General features: G+C 59.9%; 18 protein-coding genes, 1 pseudogene and 1 other annotated feature. Of the genes and pseudogenes, 13 read left to right on the plus strand and 6 right to left on the minus strand.

Features of this window, described 5'->3' with window-relative positions; all coding sequences use genetic code 11:
• Positions 1-5 precede the first annotated feature (5 nt).
• A complete protein-coding gene (gene arcA, locus CK910_RS11900) occupies positions 6-725 on the minus strand; it encodes a two-component system response regulator ArcA (RefSeq protein WP_010633329.1) in 720 nt (239 codons plus the stop codon).
• Between the two features lie 376 nt (positions 726-1,101).
• Here arcA and CK910_RS11905 point away from each other — a divergent pair, with 376 nt between their 5' ends.
• Positions 1,102-1,518 carry a DUF3293 domain-containing protein gene (locus tag CK910_RS11905; protein ID WP_098983218.1) on the plus strand — a complete coding sequence of 139 codons (417 nt, stop codon included), beginning with the start codon at positions 1,102-1,104 and terminating at the stop codon, positions 1,516-1,518.
• 42 nt (positions 1,519-1,560) lie between these two features.
• On the plus strand, positions 1,561-2,040 hold the full coding sequence (locus tag CK910_RS11910) for a putative 4-hydroxy-4-methyl-2-oxoglutarate aldolase (RefSeq protein ID WP_098985066.1): 480 nt from the start codon (positions 1,561-1,563) through the stop codon (positions 2,038-2,040).
• A 4-nt stretch (positions 2,041-2,044) separates the two neighbouring features.
• On the opposite strand, the gene CK910_RS11915 is transcribed toward CK910_RS11910, so the two are convergent.
• Positions 2,045-2,521, minus strand: a complete 477-nt coding sequence (locus CK910_RS11915) for a hypothetical protein (protein WP_042871036.1) — start codon at positions 2,519-2,521, stop codon at positions 2,045-2,047.
• 172 nt (positions 2,522-2,693) lie between these two features.
• Between CK910_RS11915 and CK910_RS11920 the strand changes: the two genes are divergently transcribed.
• On the plus strand, positions 2,694-3,092 hold the full coding sequence (locus tag CK910_RS11920) for an META domain-containing protein (protein ID WP_042871037.1): 399 nt from the start codon (positions 2,694-2,696) through the stop codon (positions 3,090-3,092).
• A gap of 161 nt (positions 3,093-3,253) precedes the next feature.
• Here the strand turns inward: CK910_RS11920 and aceK are convergent, their stop codons facing one another.
• A complete protein-coding gene (aceK, locus tag CK910_RS11925) occupies positions 3,254-4,981 on the minus strand; it encodes a bifunctional isocitrate dehydrogenase kinase/phosphatase (RefSeq protein WP_098983220.1) in 1,728 nt (575 codons plus the stop codon).
• Between the two features lie 265 nt (positions 4,982-5,246).
• Between aceK and CK910_RS11930 the strand changes: the two genes are divergently transcribed.
• From CK910_RS11930 to tsgA, 10 genes and pseudogenes are all read left to right on the plus strand, one after another.
• The gene (locus CK910_RS11930) at positions 5,247-5,939 is read left to right on the plus strand and encodes a tRNA/rRNA methyltransferase (protein WP_098983223.1); all 693 of its coding nucleotides are present in this window, start codon (positions 5,247-5,249) and stop codon (positions 5,937-5,939) included.
• 72 nt (positions 5,940-6,011) lie between these two features.
• Positions 6,012-6,144: a sequence feature (Thr leader region), on the plus strand.
• A 56-nt stretch (positions 6,145-6,200) separates the two neighbouring features.
• On the plus strand, positions 6,201-8,660 hold the full coding sequence (thrA, locus tag CK910_RS11935) for a bifunctional aspartate kinase/homoserine dehydrogenase I (protein WP_098983225.1): 2,460 nt from the start codon (positions 6,201-6,203) through the stop codon (positions 8,658-8,660).
• Between the two features lie 2 nt (positions 8,661-8,662).
• Entirely contained in the window at positions 8,663-9,643 is a 981-nt protein-coding gene (thrB, locus tag CK910_RS11940) for a homoserine kinase (RefSeq protein WP_098983228.1), read from the plus strand.
• Positions 9,640-10,929, plus strand: coding sequence for a threonine synthase (gene thrC, locus CK910_RS11945; protein WP_098983231.1), 1,290 nt, complete (start codon positions 9,640-9,642; stop codon positions 10,927-10,929). The genes thrB and thrC overlap by 4 nt, the downstream gene beginning before the upstream one ends.
• A 94-nt stretch (positions 10,930-11,023) precedes the next feature.
• Positions 11,024-11,368, plus strand: a pseudogene (locus CK910_RS11950) (YybH family protein); the annotation flags it as partial.
• Positions 11,369-11,758: 390 nt separating this feature from the next.
• Positions 11,759-12,625: a hypothetical protein gene (locus CK910_RS23725; RefSeq protein WP_156995007.1), complete on the plus strand. Its 867-nt coding sequence runs from the start codon at positions 11,759-11,761 to the stop codon at positions 12,623-12,625.
• A 336-nt stretch (positions 12,626-12,961) separates the two neighbouring features.
• On the plus strand, positions 12,962-13,912 hold the full coding sequence (locus CK910_RS11960) for a transposase (RefSeq protein WP_098983236.1): 951 nt from the start codon (positions 12,962-12,964) through the stop codon (positions 13,910-13,912).
• A gap of 517 nt (positions 13,913-14,429) precedes the next feature.
• Complete coding sequence (locus tag CK910_RS11965) at positions 14,430-14,810, plus strand: hypothetical protein (protein ID WP_172955299.1); 381 nt, start codon at positions 14,430-14,432, stop codon at positions 14,808-14,810.
• 290 nt (positions 14,811-15,100) lie between these two features.
• Positions 15,101-15,802 (plus strand): purine-nucleoside phosphorylase, encoded by a 702-nt coding sequence (gene deoD / locus CK910_RS11970; protein WP_098983238.1) that lies wholly within the window; start codon positions 15,101-15,103, stop codon positions 15,800-15,802.
• A gap of 54 nt (positions 15,803-15,856) precedes the next feature.
• Positions 15,857-17,020: an MFS transporter TsgA gene (gene tsgA, locus CK910_RS11975; protein ID WP_098983241.1), complete on the plus strand. Its 1,164-nt coding sequence runs from the start codon at positions 15,857-15,859 to the stop codon at positions 17,018-17,020.
• A gap of 90 nt (positions 17,021-17,110) precedes the next feature.
• Here tsgA and CK910_RS11980 read toward each other — a convergent pair whose 3' ends face one another.
• The 3 genes from CK910_RS11980 to CK910_RS11990 form a co-directional block, all read right to left on the minus strand.
• Positions 17,111-17,788, minus strand: a complete 678-nt coding sequence (locus CK910_RS11980) for a Crp/Fnr family transcriptional regulator (protein ID WP_098983244.1) — start codon at positions 17,786-17,788, stop codon at positions 17,111-17,113.
• A gap of 179 nt (positions 17,789-17,967) precedes the next feature.
• Complete coding sequence (locus CK910_RS11985; protein ID WP_098983247.1) at positions 17,968-21,219, minus strand: response regulator; 3,252 nt, start codon at positions 21,217-21,219, stop codon at positions 17,968-17,970.
• Between the two features lie 167 nt (positions 21,220-21,386).
• Positions 21,387-22,154, minus strand: a complete 768-nt coding sequence (locus CK910_RS11990; RefSeq protein ID WP_098983250.1) for a DODA-type extradiol aromatic ring-opening family dioxygenase — start codon at positions 22,152-22,154, stop codon at positions 21,387-21,389.
• Positions 22,155-22,328: the final 174 nt, after the last annotated feature.

Below are 22,328 nucleotides of genomic sequence, written 5' to 3' on the forward strand. Positions count from 1 at the left end.
AGGGATTATTCCTGTTCCAGCTCGCCACAGAAGCGGTAGCCTTCGCCATGTATGGTGGCGATGATCTCCGGGGTGTCATTGACGCTTTCGAAGTGCTTGCGAATACGGCGTATGGTGACATCCACGGTACGGTCGTGAGGCTTGAGCTCGCGGCCTGTCATCTTCTTGAGCAGCTCGGCACGGGTCTGGATCTGGCCCGGGTTTTCGCAGAAGTGCAGCATGGCACGGAATTCGGAGCGCGGCAGCTTGAACATGTCGCCAGCCGGGCTGACCAGTGCGCGGCTGTTGATGTCCAGTGCCCAGCCGTTGAACAGGTAACGTTCAACCAGCTTCTTCTCTTCGCCACCGGCGGCCACATTCATGGTGCGGCTCAGCAGGTTGCGGGCACGGATAGTCAGTTCACGGGGGTTGAACGGCTTGGTGATGTAATCATCGGCGCCGATTTCCAGACCCAGGATCTTGTCCACTTCATTGTCACGGCCGGTCAGGAACATCAGGGCTATGTTGTCATCTTCACGCAGCTCGCGTGCCAGCAGCAGGCCATTCTTGCCCGGCAGGTTGATGTCCATGATCACCAGATTGATGGTGTGGGCGGTCAGGGCTTGATGCATCTCGTCGCCATTGTTGGCTTCGAGCACTATGTAGCCTTCGGCCTCGAAGATGCTTTTCAGGGTATTGCGGGTGACCAGTTCGTCTTCGACGATCAGAATGTGTGGTGTTTGCATGAGTATTCCCAGATTCTTATCAGTTAGTTATCTAAATTTTAACACTCTTTGGCGTTACCCGACCGGTCCTGAAAATTTATTACGTCATCCTGGGTATGAATGTCAGGTCGGATTATCGCGAATTTGGCATCAGCGTTGGCAAACATCCCTGTGCCACACATAGGCTCTCAACAAGTCTGATCGAGAGAAGCCTGGAAAGGTAGTCCATTACAAAAGTGGCTGCATTTTATCAGTTAACAGGCGCATAACAACACTCTTTGCCGTCAGATAGCAACTTTTTAACTCTGGTTTGATATAGGTCAAACCCTGAGTTCACAGCATGATACTTGGGGTTGCCCCCATTTTCGCCCTTATAAAATGTAATGGAATGTAACATGTGGTTGACATGAATTTGTGGGAAAACTACAGAAAAATTTGTTTTATTGCACCCTTTGCGGCGCCGCAATGGCCCGCCTACGCCATAGTGACGGCCTGGAATCCGGCCAGTCGCGAGGTGGGAATGCGTCGTAATACCCGGCGCCAGCGGGCTCTCTGGCGGGTGATCGCGGCATCTCCCCGCATGATGGCCATGGGGCCCTGCTGGGGGAGCTCGCCCGATGAAAGTTGGCGTGAATCGTCGCTGTTGCTGGCTTCCTCCCGCGCTGAGGCCATCGATCTGGCAGCCCGTTTCGGCCAGAACGCCCTCTATTGGGTGGAGCGGGGGGAGCTCTGGTTGTTGCCGGTATTGATGAAAGGCATACCTCTCCATCTGGGCAGAATTGAATCCCACTGGATTGTCAGAGACCCGGCTTGATGAAAGAATGAGCGAATTCATGTCCATGGAAGGAAGCTTATGATGCTGGATCTACTGCCCGACCTCTGCGATCAACACGGCGATGCCCTGCAAGTGGCCGATCCGCTGTTCCACAATTTTGGTGGCAAGCCGCTGTTTTATGGCCAGGCGGTTACCCTCTCCTGCTATGAAGACAACAGCCTGGTGCGGGAGCTGGTCACTCGGCCCGGCCAGGGGCGGGTGATGGTGATCGATGGCGGTGGTTCGTTGCGCCGCGCCCTGCTCGGTGATCAGCTGGCCATCAAGGCGGCGGAGCAGGGATGGGAGGGGATCCTGATCCACGGCGCCGTACGCGACGTGGGCACCTTGGCGACGCTGGCGCTGGGGGTCAAGGCGCTGGCGGCCTGCCCGGTCAAGACCGAGAAGCGGGGTCAGGGTGAGCTGGATGCCGTGGTGTCGTTTGCCGGGATGACCATACATCCGGGTGACTACGTCTACGCCGACCTCAACGGCGTACTGGTGAGCGCCACCCGGCTCATCTGAGCGGTCAGAAGTTGAGGCCGACGCCTATGCTGAGGGACTGTTCCGTGCTGAAGGCGCTGACGCCATAGTTGGCCGTGATGGCCAGCTGCGGGGTGAGCAGCAGGCTGGTGTTGAGCTCCAGCAGTGTGCTGGCCTTGTTCACTTCCAGCTGCTTGAGCTGGCTGCCGATGTTCAGCGAGGGGGAGAGCTGATAACGCACCCCCGAGCTGATATTGAAGCCAGTCTGCTCGCTGTGGGTACCCACAGCCGGCCCGGCTTCCATGTAGAGGCTGACATCATCCTGTACCGGATACTGGTAGCCGGTGTTGATGAGCCAGAGATCGAAATTGTCGCTGTGATGGGACTGGCTGCCGAGCAGCACGCCGGAATAGCTTTTTACGTAGAGCTGGCTGTTTGCCTCGCTCTTGAGGAAATCCCAGTCGGCGGCCTGGGCACCGAGGCTGAGGCATGAAGCGAGTGCGATGATGAGTGGTTTGACCATTCTTTTCCCCTCCCTGGGTCCGGAACAGGAATACAAGCATGGCACATGCCAGCTGCTAGTAAAGGCAACCCAGATCACAATAAAACAGTTTTAATCTGCCGCCGACTCATGATAAACAGGCCACCATCATCACTTTCCTTCCCCTATTTCTCTCACATCAAGAGGTGAACCCATGAACAAGAAACTGACCCTGCTGGCCGCACTGGCACTGGGAGGCTGCGCCATGGCAACTGGTTCCAATCTGGCTCAACTGCAAGCCTCCACCTGGCAGCTGCAGGGGGCGAGCGGCGATACCTTCACCCTGCAGGTTGCGGGTGACAAGGTGGCGGGCAAGGGCGGCTGCAACCGCTATTTTGGCGGCATCACCCAGCAGGGTGACGGTGTATTGACGCTGGGGGCCATGGGCTCGACCCGCATGATGTGCATGGGCGATCTGGCCGGCAAGGAGATGCTCTATCTGCAGAAACTGGAGAAGGTGGCAACCTTCAAGGTCAGCGGCCAACAGCTGGTGCTGAGTGATGCCAACAAGGTGGCGCTGCTCACCTTCGATGCCATGCCGGCCGCCAAGTAACTGATATTCCTGTCAGAGGCTGTCGTAGCGCGAGCAGGCAGCCGCGATCAGCAAGGGACGCCGCGGCGTCCCTTTTTCAATGCCGTTTTGCGGCTTGTGCCAGCAAGCATCGCAAGATGCATCGCATCTTGAGTCACCGGCAAGGCGCCACGAGCTAATCCTCATCCCCCCCGCTGGAACTTGAAGCGCTTCTTGCGTCGATAGGGATAGACATCCTCGAACACCCCCACCTTGATGTTGCTCTGCAGCATCTTCCAGTAGTTGGCGTCGAACATCTCCTTGTGCAGTTGCATCATGATCTCCCGCACCTGGGGCTTTTGCAGCAGGAAGGTGGCGAACTCCTCGGGGAAGATGTCGTTGGGGGCCACCGAATACCAGGGCTCGGCGCTCCATTCATCTTCCGGGTAGCGCGGTGGCGGGATCTGGCGGAAGTTGCACTCCGTCATGTAGCAGATCTCGTCGTAGTCGTAGAAGACCACCCGGCCGTGGCGGGTGACGCCGAAGTTCTTGAACAGCATGTCGCCGGGGAAGATGTTGGCCGCCGCCAGCTGTTTGATGGCGTTGCCGTACTCCTCCAGAGCGAGCCGGGTCTGCTGCTCGTCCGCCTTGTCCAGATAGAGGTTGAGCGGGATCATCTTGCGCTCTGTGTAGAGGTGTTTTATCACCAGCTTGTCGCTGGTGATGGTGAGCGCCGAGGGGGCCACCGTTTTCAGCTCGGTGAGCAGCTCGGGGGAGATGCGATCCAGGGGAAACTCGAAGTTGGTGAACTCCTGGGTGTCGGCCATGCGACCGACCCTATCGTGCTGCTTTACCAGCCGGTACTTGGCCTTCACCTGCTCGTGGCTCACGTCCTTGGGCGGGGTGAACTCGTCTTTTATCACCTTGAACACAACGTCATAGGAGGGGAGGGTGAACACGCTCATCACCATCCCCTTGATGCCGGGGGCTATGACGAACTGCTCCCGGCTCTGGGCCAGGTGCTGCTGATAGTGACGATAGAGTTCTGTCTTGCCGTGCTTCTGGCAGCCGATGGCGTTGTAGATCTCGTAATCGGGCTTGTGGGGCATGATCTGGCGCAGAAACACCACAAACAGCGCCGGCACGGGGGCGTAGACCATGAAGTAGGCGCGGGCGAAACCGAATACGATGGAAGCCAGCTCAGGCTCGAAGATGACGGTATCCACATAGATGCTCTGGCCTGTGCTGAGCAGCGGCAGAATGAAGGGGAATACCTGTCCCTTCACCCGAATAAGCCCCACCAGATAAGCCCCCTTGTTGCGGTAGAACACCTCCTTGAGCAGCTCGATGGCGAACGGCTCTTCATGCAGGATCTGCGGGCCGTTCTCGGCAAGATGGCGGTGGATGTCGACAATGTCGCGCTGCTTGTCCTCGTAGGGGAGGGTGAAGCTGTAATCCCCCAGCATCTGGCTCAGGGTCTGCGGCAGGTGGGCCAGATCGGTGCGATAGACCCGCAGCAGGGCGCTCAAGTCGGGATGCTCTCCCCGGCTGCGAAACGGGTGGATGTAGAGGTTCTCGTCGCGAATGTTGCGATGGCGGAAGATGCGGCGATAGACGGAGTTGAAGAAGGACTCCGCTACCTCGAAGTTGTCACAGCGGGGCAGCAGATCGCTGAAGGCGCCCTTTACCCGCTTGAGCAGCTCCTGAGTGGCGTGATGCTCCCCCATCATCTGCTTGATCAGGGCCGTGGTGGCGCCGACGTGGTGATCGTAGAGGCGAATGCGCTCACGCCCGGCGAGCTGCACTCCCAGCCAGTCGCTGTTCTCGAAGCGGCTCTTGCTGCCCTGGGTTATCTCGAGAAACCGGCTGTAAAACGACTCGAAGCGTTGCAAGATAGTCTCGGCGACGGCCTGTTCCAATGGCTGCTGCATCTCTCTCTTCCTTGTGATGTGTCGGCCGGTATGGCGGCTGAGTCCGGGGCTGGTCTGTCGTCCTGTCCTTGCCCTGCAAGCGCTCAATCAATCGCGGCATTCATGCCGAGAATGGCTGGCAGTTTGTTCACACGTCTGGCCACTATGGCAACATTCAAACGTCTGTTCAAGTGGCAATTTCGGGGGATAAACGGTAGATTGCGCCCCTGTTTTGCCGACCACTTGCCGCCTGTTCGAGCGGTCGGCCTGCCCAAGAGGAAACCCAATGAAACTCTATTTTGTGCTGGTGGCGCCTGCCCGGGCACCCAACGTCGGGGCCGCTGCCCGCGCCATGAAAACCATGGGCTTCGATGCCATGCGACTGGTGGCGAGCCGGGTACACGAAGAGGAGGAGGCGAGCTGGGTAGCCCACGGGGCGCAGGACATTTTGACCAACGCAGAGGCATTCGACACCCTGCCGGAGGCGCTTGCCGACATGGATCTGGTGATCGCCACCACGGCCCGTCAGCGCGGCCGCTATCAGCACTACCTCACGCCGGGGGAGATCCGCGAGCAGATCCGCGCCAAGCCCTCACTCGGCAAGGTCGCCATCGTCTTCGGCTGTGAGGAGTCCGGCCTCTCCAATGAGCAGCTGGCCCACGCCGACCTGCTGAGCTACCTGCCGCTCAAGGTGAGCTACCCGTCGCTGAACCTGGGGCAGGCGATCATGCTGTATGCCTACGAGATGAGCCAGTTGCTGGATGAGCCGCAGGCTATAGCAGAAAATTTTGATAACGCCGGGCAGGTTCGGGTACTGAAACACAAAACAGCAGAAATACTTGGTGAACTCGGAGTTTCTCAGGATGAAAAACTACATCAATGGGTAATGGACCGAGTGCCCATGCTGCCGCAGCGGGATTTGAATATGCTGCATCTGCTCTGTAAAGACCTCGCCCGCAAACTCGGCAAAGAGGTTTAGGTTGACAGCCCTGCGCCCGGCGCGGTATTGCTAAAAGCCAGCTTCGTTCAAGAGTGTTCGTCATGCAGTCATTCACCAACGTCATCATCACCACCACCATTATTACCGGTACCACCACAGGTGGCACTGGGGCCGGTTGATGCGCTGACGAACAAGCACAGAAATCAAAAAAGGCCCGTACCCACCCAGTACGGGCCTTTTTGTTGAGTTGTTTTTAGACCGTTTTCAGATCAATTTGCAGGGTTCACAGGGAGATAAGCGATGAGAGTGTTGAAGTTTGGCGGGTCGTCACTGGCCGACGCAGAGCGTTTTTTACGGGTAGCCGATATCGCGGTCAATACCCACGGCCAATCCCAGGTTGCCCTGGTGCTGTCGGCACCAGCCAAGGTGACCAATCACCTGGTCGCCCTGGTGGAGCAGACCAGTCGCGGCATGGATGCCAGTTCCACCCTGTTTGAAATCAACGGCATCTTCTCTCGCCTGCTGGCCGGCTTGAAGGCAGCCTATCCGGCGCTGGACGACAAGGCGCTGCAGGCTCGTCTCACCGCCGAGCTGGATCAGGTAGAGCGACTGATGCAGGGCATAAGGCTGCTGGGGCTCTGCCCGGACAACGTACAGGCCCGCATCCTGAGCCGTGGCGAGAACCTCTCCATCGCCTTCATGCACGAGTTGCTGCGAGTGCGCGGCCTCGAGCTGGATATCATAGTACCGGAGCAACTGTTGGCCACCGACGGCGGCTACCTCGAAGCTCACGTCGACATCGAGGCCTCCCGCCTGCGCTTTGCCGCCAAGGGGCTGCGTTCCGATTGTCTCTACCTGATGCCGGGCTTCACCGGTGGCAGCGACAAGGGTGAGACCGTGCTGCTGGGTCGTAACGGCTCGGATTACTCAGCCGCCGTGCTGGCCGCCTGCGTCGATGCCGAGTGTTGCGAGATCTGGACTGACGTGGAGGGTTGCTACAACTGCGACCCGCGCCTGGTGCCGGATGCCTACCTGCTGAAAACCCTCTCCTATAAAGAGGCGATGGAGCTCTCGTATTTTGGCGCCAAGGTGCTGCACCCGAAAACTATCGCGCCGGTGGCCCAGTTCCACATTCCCTGCCTCATAAAGAACAGCTTCAACCCGCAGGGGCCGGGGACGCTTATCGGTGTCGAGCAGGGGGATGACGACCTGAAGGTGAAAGCCATCTCGGACTTGTCCGGCATGTGCATGTTCAACGTCTCCGGCCCCGGCATGAAGGGCATGGTGGGCATGGCCGGCCGCATCTTCTCCGCCGTCTCCCGCGCCGGGGTCAGTATAGTCCTCATCACCCAGTCATCCTCTGAATACAGCGTCAGCTTCTGTATCCACAGCTATGACAGCGACAAGACTCGCAAGGTGCTGGAGCGCGAGTTCGAGCTGGAGTTCAAGAACCAGCTGCTGGATCCGCTCGAGATCATGAGCGATCTCGCCATCATCTCCCTGATCGGTGACGGCATGCGCACCAGCAAGGGGATGGCGGCTCGCTTCTTCACCTCGCTGGCTCAGGCCTCCATCAACATCGTCGCCATCGCGCAAGGGTCGAGCGAGCGCTCCATCTCCGCCGTGGTGCGGGATCGCAAGGTGGCGGAAGCCATCAAGGCCTGCCACCAGAACTTCTTCGGCAGCCAGCAGTTCATCGACCTGTTCGTGGTCGGTGTCGGTGGCGTCGGTGCGGCCCTGGTGGATCAGATCGCCCGCCAGCAACCCGTGCTGGCCGAGCAGGGTACAGGCCTGCGGGTAGTCGGCATCGCCAACAGCCGCCAGATGGCGGTCAACAAGGATGGGCTGAATCTCGCCAACTGGCGTGAACAGCTGGTGGAGGCGCGCGACAGCTTCAGTCTGGAAGCGGTGCAAAAGCTGGTGGAGGAGAGCCACCTCATCAACCCGGTGATCGTGGATTGCACCTCGAGCGAGGCGGTCGCCGTCCAGTACGCCGACTTCCTGGCCGCCGGTTTCCACGTGGTCACCCCGAACAAGAAGGCCAACACAGGGTCGCTCGATTACTACAAGGCGCTGCGCCGCACTGCCCGCCAGACTCGCCGCAAGTTCCTGTACGAGACCAACGTCGGCGCCGGTCTGCCGGTCATCGAGAACCTGCAGAACCTCATCAAGGCCGGCGACAAGCTGCGCGCCTTCGACGGCGTGCTGTCCGGTTCACTCTCTTTCATCTTCGGCAAGCTGGACGAGGACATGGCCTTCTCCGATGCCACCAAGATTGCCCGTGGCAACGGCTTTACCGAGCCGGATCCGCGCGACGATCTCAACGGCATGGACGTGGCCCGCAAGCTGCTCATTCTGGCCCGCGAGGCCGGCATGGCGCTGGAGCTCTCCGATGTCGAGGTAGAGCAGGCTCTGCCGCCGGGCTTTGACGTGAGCGGCGACGTGGAAGCCTTCATGGCCCGCCTGCCGGAGGCTGACGGTTGGTTCCGCGACCAGTTCGCGGCGGCCCAACGTGACGGCAAGGTGCTTCGCTACGTGGGTTCCATCGAGGGTGGCAAGTGCAAGGTCGCCATCAAGGCGGTCGGCGCTGACGAGCCGCTGTTCAAGGTGAAAGACGGGGAGAACGCGCTCGCCTTCTTCTCCACCTACTACCAGCCGATCCCGCTGGTGCTGCGCGGCTATGGCGCCGGTACCGAAGTGACCGCCGCCGGCGTCTTTGCCGACGTGCTGCGCACCCAGAACTGGAAGCAGGAGTTGTAAGCATGAGTTCAGACATGTACCAGAGCGGTAGCGTGGTGGCCTATGCCCCGGCCTCCAGCGCCAACCTGAGCGTGGGATTCGATGTGTTGGGGGCGGCGCTCGCCCCCGTGGATGGCTCCCTGTTGGGGGATCGGGTCCAGGTGAAGGCGGCTGACGTGGCGTTCGCCCTCTCTTCCGTGGGCCGCTATGCCCACAAGCTGCCCGACGATCCGAAAAAGAACATCCTCTATGATTGCTGGCTCGCCTATGGCGAGGCGCTGGAGAAGCGCGGCATCAAACTCAAGCCCCTCGAAATGGTGCTGGAGAAGAACCTGCCGGTGGGCTCGGGTCTGGGCTCCAGCGCCTGCAGCGTGGTGGCGGCACTCGAAGGCCTCAACGCCTTCCACGGCGCGCCGCTCAATGAGCACGACCTGCTGCTGCTGATGGGGGAGATGGAAGGCAAGATTTCCGGCTCGGTCCATTACGACAACGTGGCCCCCTGCTATCTCGGCGGCATGCAGCTGGTGCTGGAAGAGCACGGCGTCATCAGCCAGGGCATACCTGTGTTCGAGCAGTGGTACTGGGTGGTCTGCTATCCGGGTACTGTGGTGTCGACCGCCGCTGCCCGCGCCATACTGCCTGCGCAATATCGCCGTCAGGATTGCCTCACCTACGGTCGTCGGCTGGCTGCCTTTGTGCACGCCAGCTACACAGGGCAGGAGGGGTTGGCCGCGAGCGTATTGAAAGACGTGATTGCCGAACCTTACCGCGCGGCGCTGATCGAAGGTTTCAACGAGGTGCGGGCCCAGGCCGCCCAGAACGGGGCGCTGGCCACCGGCATCTCCGGCTCGGGCCCCAGCGTCTTCGTGGTGATGAAGGATCTGGCCCAGGCCGAGCGCATGAAGGATTGGATGGACGCACATTTTGTGCACAACGAAGATGGATTTGCCCGGGTCTGCAAACTGGACATGACCGGGGCACGGGTAACAGGAAGCGAGCTATGAATCTTTACAATATCAAGGACAAGAGTGAACAGGTGAGCTTCGCGCAGGCGGTGCGTCAGGGGCTGGGCCGCGATCAGGGTCTCTTCTTCCCCGAGGTGATTGCGCCGCTGGCCGATGTGGACGCCCTGCTGGCGCTGCCACTCGTGCCTCGCTCGGCACGCATCATCAGCCACCTGCTGGGGGACGAGGTGCCTGCGGCCAAGGTCAGCGAGCTGATCGACGCCGCCTTCACCTTCCCGGCACCCCTGGTGAAGCTCAAAGATGGCACTTATGCCCTTGAGCTGTTCCACGGCCCGACCCTGGCTTTCAAGGACTTCGGCGGCCGCTTTATGGCCCAGTGTTTGGCCGCGTTCAGAACCAACGACAAGATCACCATACTCACCGCCACTTCCGGTGACACAGGCGCCGCCGTGGCCCACGCCTTCTATGGCCTGGAGGGGATTGAGGTGGTCATTCTCTATCCCAAGGGCAAGATCAGCCCCCTGCAGGAGGCGCTGTTCTGCACCCTGGGCGGCAACATCCGCACCATCGCCATCGATGGCGACTTCGACGCCTGTCAGGCGCTGGTGAAGGATGCGTTCGATGACGAGGCGCTGAAAAAGGCCATCGGCCTCAACTCCGCCAACTCCATCAACATCAGCCGCCTGCTGGCCCAGGTCTGCTACTATTTCGAGGCCTTGGCCCAACTGCCAAAAGCGGATCGCGCCAAGGCGGTCATCAGCGTGCCGTCCGGCAACTTCGGCAACCTGACTGCGGGCCTCATCGCCAAGGCGCTGGGGCTGCCGGTGAAGCGCTTTATCGCTGCCACCAACGCCAACGACACAGTGCCGCGCTACCTCAAATCCGGTCAGTGGGAGCCGCACCAGACGGTCGCGACCCTCTCCAACGCCATGGATGTGAGCCGCCCCAACAACTGGCCTAGGCCCCCCCCCCCTAGGGTAGAGGAGCTGTGCCGCCGCAACGGCTGGGCGCTGGAAACCCTGGGGTCAGGCATGCGTGACGACGCTCAGACCCGCGATGCGCTCAAACGCCTGCACCAGTTGGATTACCTGTGCGAGCCCCACGGCGCCATCGCCTGGGATCTGCTGAACGAGCAGCTCGGTGAAGATGAGGTGGGGGTCTTCCTCTGCACCGCCCATCCTGCCAAGTTCAAGGAGTCGGTGGACGAGATCCTGGGGCTGGATGTGCCGCTGCCGGGCCCGCTGGCCAAGCATGCCGTGCTGCCGCTCTTGTCCCACAACCTGCCGGCGGAGTTTGCTCGCCTAAGGGCCTTCCTGCTCGGTTAAGTTGATTGCCAATCCCCCGACCTCGGGGGATTTTTCTATCCGTTGTTTTCTATCCGTGACAGGGCGGTCAAGCCGCCCCATATAAGGAGTGAAGATGAGTCAGCATCCCCTTCGAACTCTCATCGAGACCTGCGATGCCGCCATCTCCCGGCGCGATTTCGACGCCTTGATGGCCTTCTACGCCGAGGACGCCGCCCTGGTGGTCAAGCCCGGTATGGTGGTGCGCGGCATTCCCGCCATCCGCCGCGCCTTCACCGCAATCTCGGATTACTTTCAGGGGCAGCTCAAGGTGGAGCAGGGCGCCATGGAGGTGATCGAGGGGGCCGACAATGCGCTGGTGATCATGGAGACCCGGCTCGATTACCCGGATGGTCAGGGGGGCCTGACTGATGAAACCCGCCGCGCCACCTATGTGTTTCGCAAAGAGGCCGATGGGCAGTGACGCTGCACCATAGATAGCGCCTACGGGACCTCGTTGTTGGATGTAATCCTATAAGTTACAGCATCCTGCTGATGGCGATGGTCCAACAGCCCGAGTTGCGGTTGCTAGATGAGCTGGACAGCCACCAGGATAACGCCTCTCGCCAGTTGCTCACACAGGTGCTGGCTGATTACCCGGACACATTGCTGCTGCTGCTCTCCCACGATCCCGAGTTTGTTACGGGAGTGGGGATTGGGCGGGAATATACCCTGGGTAGGGAAACTGGGGAATCGATAGTTTAGAAAATTAAGTGCCCGAAATTTTTCCCTAATATTCTGGATTATCCCCCCATATGGTTACGAAAAAATAGCTATTGGTTGACATACAAAGCATGGGTGAATACTATCCATGCAAAATGAAAATGATTATCATTTGCGTGGTCGTATGATTATGAATATACTTAGATTCATCCTTATTTTTTTATTTTCAATCAGTGTTCATGCTTTTCCATTGACGGAGGAACAGCGTGCAAAACTACATCATGAGATAAGGATAAGCCCTATCAAAATAGCAATAGATCCTTTGCGATGTGGTTGGGTGGGGAAACCATACTTTATTTTGAAAGCTGGTAGTAAACGCTGTAAAATTTTTAACAGGCCACAAAATGATCATGTTCAGCCTGAAGTATATACACTGGTAAATATGACATCGGAGACTATAAAATTCGCATCTATTGCTGGCGCTGCATATTTAGAACCCAATGATATGACAGTATCATATGGCCGTTTTATTTTAGATTCAGAGCGTGACCATGCAGTTTACAATATTTTTCCTAAGCTCAAGGAAAAGTTAATTTTGATTGGAGAAACATCATTTAAAGATGGTGATAGAGTAGCATATGAGGATAATAAAAACTTAACACTATCATACTTCCATGATGCTGTTAGGAGAAAAGAGTTGATGTATATAGAACCGAGTGGCATGCATCCTTCTGGGTATAGTAATGCATATGGTTATATTATTAGAGGCGCTGGCATGGTATTTGTTGCTGCTGCACAAGGAGCTTCGCTAGCAGCATTTGGGGCAATTGCAGAGTCGTATGCCTTTGGAGAAGATTTGGACATGTATAAACTATCCGTTTTAGCTACAGGAGGAGCTGCTGCCGGTGTAGTTGAAAAGTTCACAAATAACCCTAAGCTTGCCGCTGCTATTGGTGCCTCTGTTGTCGGTGGATGTGCATCTTGCCATCTAAAAAGTAATGAATGGCCAGAGTAGTATATTCTCCTATGGTCTTTCTATATTTTATGGTGGAGTGAGAATTGCTGGTTGCGCTATTTATTTTTGCTATTTACCTTGTCGTGAGCTGTATACTGAAATTTGTGTGTGTTCATCTTTTTAAAATGATGATGACAAGACAGTTGCAAGTGTATATATTTTACTTTTCAATCATTACTGGCTTTATTCTTGGGCTTCGAGTAGAGGCGTTCGTATGTTGTTTAGTGGGGGCTGGATAGTAATAGTTTCTGGGATAAATTGGGTCACCCACCTTTTTGGCAGCGGCGTAACCCTGTACTTGGCTTGAGATGAGAGGTCACTGTCGAGGGGTGAGCCATGACCATTGCCCGTTTACGTCAGATCAGCTTGCAGGATACGCCTTACTACCATGTGGTCAGCCGCTGTGTGCGGCGTGCTTTCCTGTGTGGGGAAGATGTTCATTCTGGCCAGAGTTACGAGCACAGGCGCCAGTGGGTGGTTGACAAGCTGGGCCAGCTGTCGCGTCTGTTCGCCATCAGCGTCTGCGCCTATGCGGTGATGAGCAACCACTACCATCTGGTGCTCAAGGTGGAACCCGATACAGCTGCCAGCTGGAGCGAGCGGGAGGTGGCCGAGCGCTGGGCTGCCCTGTTTCAATGGCCGCTGCAGGTACGGCGCTGGTACCAGGGGGAATCCCTGATTGAGCCCGAGCTGGTTGTGGTGCAGCAGCTGATAGGGGAGTGGCGCGAGCGGCTTCACTCCATTAGCTGGTTTGTGCGGCTGCTCAATGAAACCCTGGCACGGCAGGCCAATCGGGAAGATGGCTGCAAGGGCCATTTCTGGGAAGGGCGCTTCAAAAGCCAGGCTTTGCTGACCGAGTCGGCCCTGCTCGCCTGCATGGCGTATGTGGACCTCAACCCGATACGGGCTGGATTGGCTGACCGGCCCGAGCAGAGCGATTACACCAGTATCAAACAGCGTCTCGAGAAAGATCCCGGCACCGATGTTTTGCCACCACTATTGCTGCCGTTTGCCAGTAAGTGCGAACCTGACGGCCTGCCCTATGCCTTTTCTGACTATCTGATGCTGGTTGACTGGACCGGCCGTGCAATTCGGACCGACAAGCGGGGTTATATTCCGGTCCGCCTGGCCCCAATCTTGGTGCGGTTGAACCTGGATGGTACCCGATGGCTGAAACAGGTGACCCTGTTTCGGCGACAAGGGCTCAGAGTTGTGGGAGACAAGGCGCATTGTCGGCAGTTCGCCCACCACTGTGGTCAACAACGATGTCACCAGCCACCGTACTAATCCGCTAGACCCTGTCTTCTCCTCGTTCTGGCCTATGTTCCGGTGTCAGGCATTGCCACGTTTGTACAAGTGATCTGTCAGGCAAAAACTGCTCGTTTGCCCGATTTTTACTGTTTTCTTGGAGTCAGTATTCATGATTGCAGAGATAGCCAGCCGAGCAGTGGCTGGCTCAGAAAGGTGGGTGTCCTAGATTTTCCATCCTAGATTTTCACTCGGCTCACCAGTCAAAAATTGACGTAACTATCAGGAATATCTGCGTTTTATGCGCCAGCTCAAGAAATGGCAGATACAGAGGGCTGGATTCCCATGGCCCTTGATTTTATTGGGGTTGGCAGGCGTGGCGGAGAAGAGGGGTCTGGCTTGCTGTTGAGGCGGAGCTGGTCGGGGAGAATCCCGCTTAGCCAATCGGCGCTATAGTGCGGCTATGGTGCCCTGCTCCTTGCGGACCTGACTGGCAATGCAGGGGATCTGTGGCAACAATCAGCAGTTGCAAACACATCACAATAAGGAACGTCATATGAAGCGTATTGCCATCCTGTTCGGCCTGCTCTGCGGCAGCGTGCTGCTGGCCAATCCGGCCTTTGCCAACGACGCTGCCCAGTTGCAGTGCGAGGCGCAGGCCGCGGCCAAAAAACTGGCGGGCGCCGCCAAGACCAGCTTTGTGGGCAAGTGCGTGAAAGATGCCGCCGGCGCTGCGAGCGGCGAGTGCGAGAAGGCGGCGGCTGACAAGAAGCTGGCCGGTGCGGCCAAGAACAGCTTTATCCAGAAGTGCGTGAAGACGGGCGCGGCTATGGATCCGGCGGCCAAGTGCGAGAAGGCGGCTGCTGACAAGAAGCTGGCTGGCGCGGCCAAGAACAGCTTTGTCCAGAAGTGTGTGAAGGATAGCGCCGCCAAGTAAGGCGTTTTCTTATCCGGTGTGTTTGCGGGGGGCCTGATGGCCCCCCGCGCTATTTTGTGCGCAGGGGCGTTATCGCTGAGCGAGTGATGGGGCGCTTGCCGCAAGGGCAGGGCTGATTGAGAGCAGATAAGCGGCGGCGAAGGCGAGCAACCGGGGGTGGCCTTGGAGAAGTTGCCGGAACTGGGATCTCGATCGGCGCAACAGGACTTTTGTCCTGCAAGGGGAGGCGGGGCGGGGACTAGGATGGCCACATCAAAACAAAAAACGAGTCAAACTGGAGCACAACAACAATGACAGCTCATATCAATGCCAACCCGGGCGATTTCGCCGAGACCGTCATCATGCCGGGGGACCCGCTGCGGGCCCGCTATATCGCCGAGACCTTTATGACCGATGCGCGCGAGGTGACCAATGTGCGCAATATGCTGGGCTACACCGGCTACTACAACGGCCAGCGTATCTCTGTGATGGGCCACGGCATGGGGATCCCCTCCATGGTGCTCTACGCCCACGAGCTGGTGAACGACTTCGGGGTCAAGCGTATCATCCGCATCGGCAGTCTGGGGGCGACCCAGCGCCACGTGCAGATGCGTGACGTCATTCTGGCGCAGGCGGCGGGCACCGACTCCCCGACCAATGCCAAGCGCAGCGCCGGTTACCAGATGGCCACTTCGGCCGATTTCGCCCTGCTGCACAAGGCGTTCACCAAGGCGCAGGAGAAGGGCATTCCGGTCAAGGTGGGCAATATCTTCACCGGCGATCTCTATTACGATCCGGACGAAAACCTGATCCCGGCGCTGGAGAAGTTCGGTGTGCTCGGCATCGACATGGAGGTAGCCGGTCTCTACGGGCTGGCCCATCAGCAGGGGATAGAGGCGCTCGCCATACTGACTGTCTCAGACCACTGCCTGACCGGTGAAGAGACCAGCGCCTCCGAGCGGCAGCTCTCCTTCAACCAGATGATCGAGCTGGCGCTGCACACAGCGCTGTAGCGCCGCCACCCCGCTGTACCCTGCACGCACCCTGACCCTTATGAGAGATCCAATATGAACAATAAGCTCTCCCTCACGGCCATCAGCTTCCTGGCCAACTTCGTGATGGCCGGTTTTGCGACCCAGTTCGGCATGCTGATCGACCCCATAGCCGCCAAGTTCGGCGCCGACGTCAATCAGGTGGCCTCCATCTTCTCCCTGCTCAACGGCGGGGCGCTGGCGGGCACCATAGCGGCCTTCTTCCTCATCGAGAAGGTGGGTCTCAAGCGGATGACGCTGCTCTGCTACGGCCTGATCGCGCTGGCGGCGGCATCGCTTCACCTGACCGGTTCCCTCTATGTGGTGATGGCTGCGATGACGGTGATTGGTCTGTGTGGCGGGGTGGGGCTCTGCATTGCGGGGACCCTGGTGGTGAGCGTCTGGAAGGCGCGGATGCAGAGCACCATGCTGGTGGTGCAGGATGCGACCTTCAACGTGGCCGGGGTGGTCTTTCCACTCATCACCACCTACACCCTGACCCACGCCATGGCGTGGAGCTGGAGTTATCTGGCGGTGGGTGTGGTGGCGCTGGCGACCATGCTGGTGGCGGTGCTGACCAACTTTCGCAGTTGCGAGGCGGGGGGCGAGAGCGCCGGCAACGAGCACTCGGAGTGGAACCTTGGCATCATCAGCGGCGGCCTGGGGCTCTTTCTCGGCATGCTGGCGCTCTACACCTTCCTCACCTGGGCACCCATGTTCGTGAAGAACAAGTTCGGCATTCCGTTTGAGGAGGCGGGCAATATCATCACCCAGTACTGGACTGCGGCCCTGCTCGGCGCCCTGGTGTCGACCGCCATCGTCACCCGCATTCCGATCCGCACCTTCCTGCTGGTGATCATCACATTGGCGATGGGGATGACGACGCTCATCGTCACCACCGACAGCCTGAGCCAGCTGCCCTATCTCACCTATGGCTACGGCTTCGTCTGCGCGGCCCTCTACAACGCCTTTATTGCCTATGGGGTGTCGTTCGTGCGCCAGGCGTCGAGCAAGAACGTCTCCTACATCCTCATCAGCGGCAGCGCCGGGGCCATGTTCAGCCCGGCCATCAGCGCCCTGTTCGAGCAGGTGATAGGTCTGCAGGCGGTGATGTATGCCATCCCGATGATCTACGGCCTGATCCTCGCCATGCTGGTGGCGTCGCTGAAAATGGCTCGGCCCCAGTCCTGTCTGGCCTGAGCGGGAGAGTAAACAGCAAGAGGGGCGGTATCGACCGCCCCTCTTTTTATCTTGTTATTGCACCCTGTCGGCGGGCGTTGCCCGCTTTGTTTATGGTTGCTCCAGAAACGCCTTGAGCCCCGTCAGATCGCGGATCTGCAACCCTTCCTCGCCGCGCACCACCAGCCCCTTGTCCATCAACTCCTTCACCGCTCGCCGGTAGACCCTGTCCGTGGTGCCGAAGCGCTCCGCCTCCTGATACCCCTTGCGAAAGCCGCTCACCGGGTTGTCGTGGCAGTGGCTGTGATAGAGGTCGAGGGCGATGTTGTAGCTGATGGGGTAGAGCATGCGGCAGGTGAAGATATCCACAGTGTCCTGATAGTCGATGGCGATGGCGGTGGCGAAGAAGAGCGCCACCTTGGGATGGGCGACCAGCGCCTGCTCCAGCTGCTCGCCGTCGATGCGGGCCACTTCGAGCGGCTCCTCGGCCATGATGTCGAGCTGGCAGCGGTAGCCGGTGAAGAACTCCATCTCGCCAAACAGCTGGTTGTCGCACTCCAGGGTGCCGAGCTGAAAGCGGCGGCCATTCATGGCTGTGTGGCCCATGGCGATGCGGCCGCTCTTCACCAGCACCAGATCCCGCAACGGCTCCCCCTGGCGCATCAGGGGCTCCCCTTCCGGGATAAGCCGCCGCTCCGTGATGCAGGAGCTGACTACCTGTTCGATGAGATCGTGGCCGGCCTGCCAGTGGGGCTGAAAGCGCCCCTTGAGAAGCGGTTTGAGTTGCATGAAGTGTGCGCGCCTGCTGAAAACAAACGGCTATTACACACGCTTGCGGGCGGATACTCCAGCCCTTAAGCCCGCTCGCCTGTCCGGGGCCGGGCCTCAAGCTGGTTGAGGCTGGCGAGCGCGGTGCGCAGGCGGGCCAGCCCTCGATGGATGTGGTAGAGGCAGTCATCCATGCAGGGTTAAACCCGCTCGCCTGTCCGGGGCCGGGTCTCAAGCTGGTTGAGGCTGGCGAGCGCGGTGCGCAGGCGGGCAAGACCTATGGGCTTGTAGAGGCAATCATCCATGCCGGCGGCCAGACAGAGCGCCCGCTCGCGGGGCAGGGCATGGGCGGTGAAGCCCCAGATCGGCAGCTCATGGCCGCGGGCGCGGATGCGGCGAGTCAGCTCGAAACCATCCATCAGCGGCATCTGGCAGTCGGTGATGACCAGATCGAAGGGGTGGCTCTGGATGGCCCGCAGCGCCTCGACTCCGTTGCCGCGCACGCTCACCTCGTGACCCAGGTGCTTGAGCTGCTGGCGCAACAGTATCTGGTTGGCGTGGTTGTCATCCACCACCAGGATCTGCAGTTGCGCCGCGCCACCCGGTGCCGGGGATCTGACCCCGTCGCCGTGTCGGGGCGAGGGCGGCTGCGCGGCGGCATCGTCCAGCGGGGTCAGCGGCAGGCGGATCCTGAGTTCTGTGCCCACCCCGAGCTGGCTGCTGACCTCTATCTTGCCCCCCATCATCTGGCACAGGATCCGGGCAATGTTGAGGCCAAGGCCTGTGCCCGCGTACTGATAAGGGTCGTGGGCGCGATAGAAGGGGTTGAACAGCAGGGGCAGCTTGTCGGGTGCTATGCCCACCCCGCTGTCGGCTATGGTGAGCAGCAGCAGGGGGCGAGTGGCGTCCCCGCCGAGTGTGGCCCTGAGGCTCACCTCCCCCTGTTCGGTGAACTTGATGGCGTTGCCGAGCAGATTGAAGATGATCTGGCGCAGCCGCAGCGGATCGATCAGCACCCGCGGCAGGGCGTCCAGGGTGACGAGGTAATTCAGCCCCTTCTGCTCGGCCATGCCCCTGAACACCTGGGCCACGGATTGCAGCAGCGGCGCCAGCTCGCAGGGGGCGGGGGAGAGCGTCATCTGGCCCGACTCTATGCTGGAGATGTCGAGCACGTCGCCGATGAGATCCAGCAGGCCGTTGGCGGACTCGGAGGCGATGCGCAACTGCTCGCCTGTGTGGGGCGCGAGCGCCGGATCCTGAATGGCGAGCTCCAGCATGCCGAGAATGGCGTTCATGGGGGTGCGGATCTCGTGGCTCATGGTGGCGAGAAAATCGCTCTTGGCCCGGCTGGCGTTGTCGGCCTGCTCCTTGGCGTGGCGCAGCGCCTCCTCCATGGTCTTGCGCTCCGTGATATCGATCCAGCCGTTGATCACCCCGCTGATGGCCCCCTGGCCGTCGAAGTAGGGCACCATCCAGTGGTAGACGAACTGGCGCCGCTCCGTGTTGCTGAAGATGCGATCCGAGAGGATGGGGCTGCCGCTTCGCAGCGCCTGCTGGAAATCCTGCTCCAGCGCGGCGATGGCATCGGCATTGATGTGCCCCCGAAGCCCTTCGACGAAGGATTTGCCCAGCACCTGCTCCAGCCGGGCGTCCAGTATGGCCAGGTACTTGCTGTTGCAGAGGATCACCTTGCCGCCCGTGTCACGCACCACTATGGGGTGGGGCAGACTCTCCCCCAGCGCCTCGATGAAACGCACATGCTCCTCCAGCTGGCGGCGGGAGGCCTGCTCCGCTTGTGCCAGCCGGTTGAGCATGCGGTTGCGGTAAAACAGCAGCAAGGCCAGGCCGAACAGGGCCGCAAACAGCAGGTAGAAGTAGTGGGCGTTGCGCTCCATGAAGGTGGGCGCCGGTAGTTTCCGGTTGCGCCACTCGTAGCTCATCATGGCCAGCTCGTTGGGGGAGATGGAGAGTATGGTCTTGTCTATGATGCGCATCAGCATGTCGTGGCCCGGCATGCTGGCAAAGCCCATCTTGATGGGCATGCTGTCGGCGGGCCCGGCGATGCGGATCCTGGCCAGCCGGCCGCAGTCCACCGCGTTCTGGGCAAAGTAGAGCGGCACTATGGCGGCATCGAGCTGGCCACTGTCGACGGCCCGCATCGCCTCGTCCGCACTCTCCATGAAGCTCACCTGGCTGGCGGTCAGGCCCCTGGCTATGGGGTTGTAGTCAGTCGAACCCACCCGTTTGCCCGCCAGCTCCTCCAGGGTGCCATGCAACTCATCCCCCTTGCGCGCGACTATCACATAGATATCGTCGGTGGAGTAGGGGATGGAGGCGTGCAGCCGGTAGCTCTCGGCCACCGGCTTGGAGATGGCGCCTATGAGATCGAGCTCGCCACTGCGCAGGGCCTCGTTGCGGGCCTGCTCCGAGCGAAATGACACGAATTCGAACGTCAGGCCGGAGCGCTTGCTCAGCTTGGCCAGCATGTCCACCGACATGCCGGTGAGCTGGTTGTCGTAATCCCGCACACCATAGGGATAGAGATCGTCCACCAGCCACACCTTGACGGGCTTGGCCCTGGCCAGCCAGGCCAGCTCGGCGGCGTCATAGATGTCGGCCGGGTTGTCGACTATGTCGCGGATGGGCCCGTTCCACTGGCTGAAGATGAGGCTGCGGGTCACGTCGTTGACCTCTTGCAGTGTGCGGTTGAGCAAGGCCAGCAGGTGCGGGCTGCGCATCGAGACCGCGAAGCGAAAGCCGTCCGGGGCCAGGCTGGGTTGTGCCTCGCGGCGCTGGATGAGTTTGTCGAAGCGCTCGCTGTTGAGGTAGTGCATGGAGTGGATGTCGCTCAGCAGCAGCTGATCCCGCCCGAAGAAAACGGCATCGAAGGCCGCCACGTTGGAGGGGTAGCTGACCAGGGTGAGCTGCGGGTAGTCGCGCTTGAACTCGGCCGGATCGACGTACCCCTGCACTGTGGCAACGCGCTGGCCCGGCAGCAGCAGGGGGCCGGATTCAGATTTCAAGGCCGAGAAGATGGGGGTGTTGCTGAAGTAACGCTGGCTGAGGGCGATGCCGCTCAGCTGGCGCTTGCTCAGGCTGAGGTTGCCGAGATTGACCAGGTCGAGCTTGCCCGCCCGCAAGGCGGCCAGCGCGCTCTGCTTGTCATCGAACGCCTGCAGCACGATCGGCTTTTGCAGCGTCTTGGCCACTATGTTCAGGTAATCGGCGGAGATCCCCTCGAAGCGGCTGTCCGAGACTATCATGGCGAACGGACGATAGTCGTGGCGCAGCACGCCGACCCGCAGCGCCTTGACCTGCCTGAGCCAGTGCTGCTCGGCCGGCACCTGGGAGGCGTAGCTGCTCTGTATGTAGTGGCGGCTGTGCAGGGTCAGCGCCTGCAGCGGCAGGGAGATCAGCAGGCCGAGGAGGAACAGGGATCTTGTAAGCTTCATCATGCTACCTGGGTTGCGACAACCATCCCTGCCTGTCAGAAAACGCCCGAAAGGGGCGATTCTACCGCAAAGTCCCGCGCCATGAGTCCCTATTTACCTGTTTGTCAGTGCTAGCACCATGAAAAATGGCGGGACAGGCCCGCCATATCGACTCGATTTGCACGGCGTCAGCCGAAGCGGTAGGAGCCCATGTAGAGGCTACCGCCATCCCAGCTGTCGTGCAGCTTGAGGGGCTTGTCCTGGCCGGCGGCGCCGAGCGCCACGAACAGCGGGCGCAGGTGATCGTCGTGAGGATGGGATTCCACCGCCCCCGGCGCGCGTGCCCGGTAATCCTCCAGCGCGGGCCTGTCACCCTCGCTCATGGTCTGCTCCAGCCAGTTGACGAAGGCGCTTGCCCAGCCGGGGACGGGCGAGTTTTCCGGCCCGAGCGCCCGCAGGTTGTGGGTGATGGCGCCGGAGGCCAGTATGCCTATCCCCTGCTCGCGCAGGCTCTGCAGCGCCTCGCCCAGCTGCCACAGCTGGCTCGGGTCGAAGTTGGCCGGGATGGAGATCTGCACCAGCGGGATCTCGCTGGCCGGATCCATCAGGGAGAGCGGCGACCAGACGCCGTGATCCAGTTCGCGCCGCACCGGCGTGGCCGGCAAGCCCGCCAGCATCAGCTGATCGCCCACCGCCTCCTGCAGCCACTGCGGGCTCTGCGCCGGCCAGCGAATATGGTAGAGCGGCTCCGGAAAACCGTAGAAGTCGTACATGAGCGCCGGGTTGGGCTCGACGTTGATCTGCAGCTCGGTGCGGCTGAACCAGTGGGCCGAGATCACCACCAGCCCCTTGATATCCCCAAGGCGCAGGGTCTTGAGGAAGTGGGTCGCCGGCTGGTCGCGCAGAACCAGATCCGGGGCACCGTGAGAGATGAACCATACAGGGGCGATAGACATGACAAGACTCCATATAAGCTGTGTCGGTACGCGCGGCGTACCAGAAACCCGGGTCAGGGCGTGTTGCCACTGACGATGAGCTCATTATCTGCCCAGGATTGATGGTTAACAATCCAGTGTCATGTATAAGCACTGTTCACTATAGGTTGATAGTTGTGGCGAAAACCGGGGGAT

Origin of the sequence: Aeromonas sp. CA23 (genome assembly GCF_002587065.1) — a bacterium.
GTDB lineage: Bacteria > Pseudomonadota > Gammaproteobacteria > Enterobacterales > Aeromonadaceae > Aeromonas > Aeromonas bestiarum.

Excerpts from the sequence above, each read along its gene's own strand:
- deoD (WP_098983238.1), top strand. The coding sequence starts at position 15,101 with ATGACAGCTCATATCAATGCCAACCCGGGCGATTTCGCCGAGACCGTC.
- thrC (WP_098983231.1), top strand. The coding sequence starts at position 9,640 with ATGAATCTTTACAATATCAAGGACAAGAGTGAACAGGTGAGCTTCGCG.
- CK910_RS11980 (WP_098983244.1), bottom strand. The coding sequence starts at position 17,788 with ATGCAACTCAAACCGCTTCTCAAGGGGCGCTTTCAGCCCCACTGGCAG.
- tsgA (WP_098983241.1), top strand. The coding sequence starts at position 15,857 with ATGAACAATAAGCTCTCCCTCACGGCCATCAGCTTCCTGGCCAACTTC.
- CK910_RS11965 (WP_172955299.1), top strand. The coding sequence starts at position 14,430 with ATGAAGCGTATTGCCATCCTGTTCGGCCTGCTCTGCGGCAGCGTGCTG.
- CK910_RS11960 (WP_098983236.1), top strand. The coding sequence starts at position 12,962 with ATGACCATTGCCCGTTTACGTCAGATCAGCTTGCAGGATACGCCTTAC.
- arcA (WP_010633329.1), bottom strand. The coding sequence starts at position 725 with ATGCAAACACCACACATTCTGATCGTCGAAGACGAACTGGTCACCCGC.
- aceK (WP_098983220.1), bottom strand. The coding sequence starts at position 4,981 with ATGCAGCAGCCATTGGAACAGGCCGTCGCCGAGACTATCTTGCAACGC.
- CK910_RS11910 (WP_098985066.1), top strand. The coding sequence starts at position 1,561 with ATGCTGGATCTACTGCCCGACCTCTGCGATCAACACGGCGATGCCCTG.
- CK910_RS11930 (WP_098983223.1), top strand. The coding sequence starts at position 5,247 with ATGAAACTCTATTTTGTGCTGGTGGCGCCTGCCCGGGCACCCAACGTC.
- thrB (WP_098983228.1), top strand. The coding sequence starts at position 8,663 with ATGAGTTCAGACATGTACCAGAGCGGTAGCGTGGTGGCCTATGCCCCG.
- CK910_RS23725 (WP_156995007.1), top strand. The coding sequence starts at position 11,759 with ATGCAAAATGAAAATGATTATCATTTGCGTGGTCGTATGATTATGAAT.
- CK910_RS11990 (WP_098983250.1), bottom strand. The coding sequence starts at position 22,154 with ATGTCTATCGCCCCTGTATGGTTCATCTCTCACGGTGCCCCGGATCTG.
- CK910_RS11920 (WP_042871037.1), top strand. The coding sequence starts at position 2,694 with ATGAACAAGAAACTGACCCTGCTGGCCGCACTGGCACTGGGAGGCTGC.
- CK910_RS11915 (WP_042871036.1), bottom strand. The coding sequence starts at position 2,521 with ATGGTCAAACCACTCATCATCGCACTCGCTTCATGCCTCAGCCTCGGT.
- thrA (WP_098983225.1), top strand. The coding sequence starts at position 6,201 with ATGAGAGTGTTGAAGTTTGGCGGGTCGTCACTGGCCGACGCAGAGCGT.
- CK910_RS11985 (WP_098983247.1), bottom strand. The coding sequence starts at position 21,219 with ATGAAGCTTACAAGATCCCTGTTCCTCCTCGGCCTGCTGATCTCCCTG.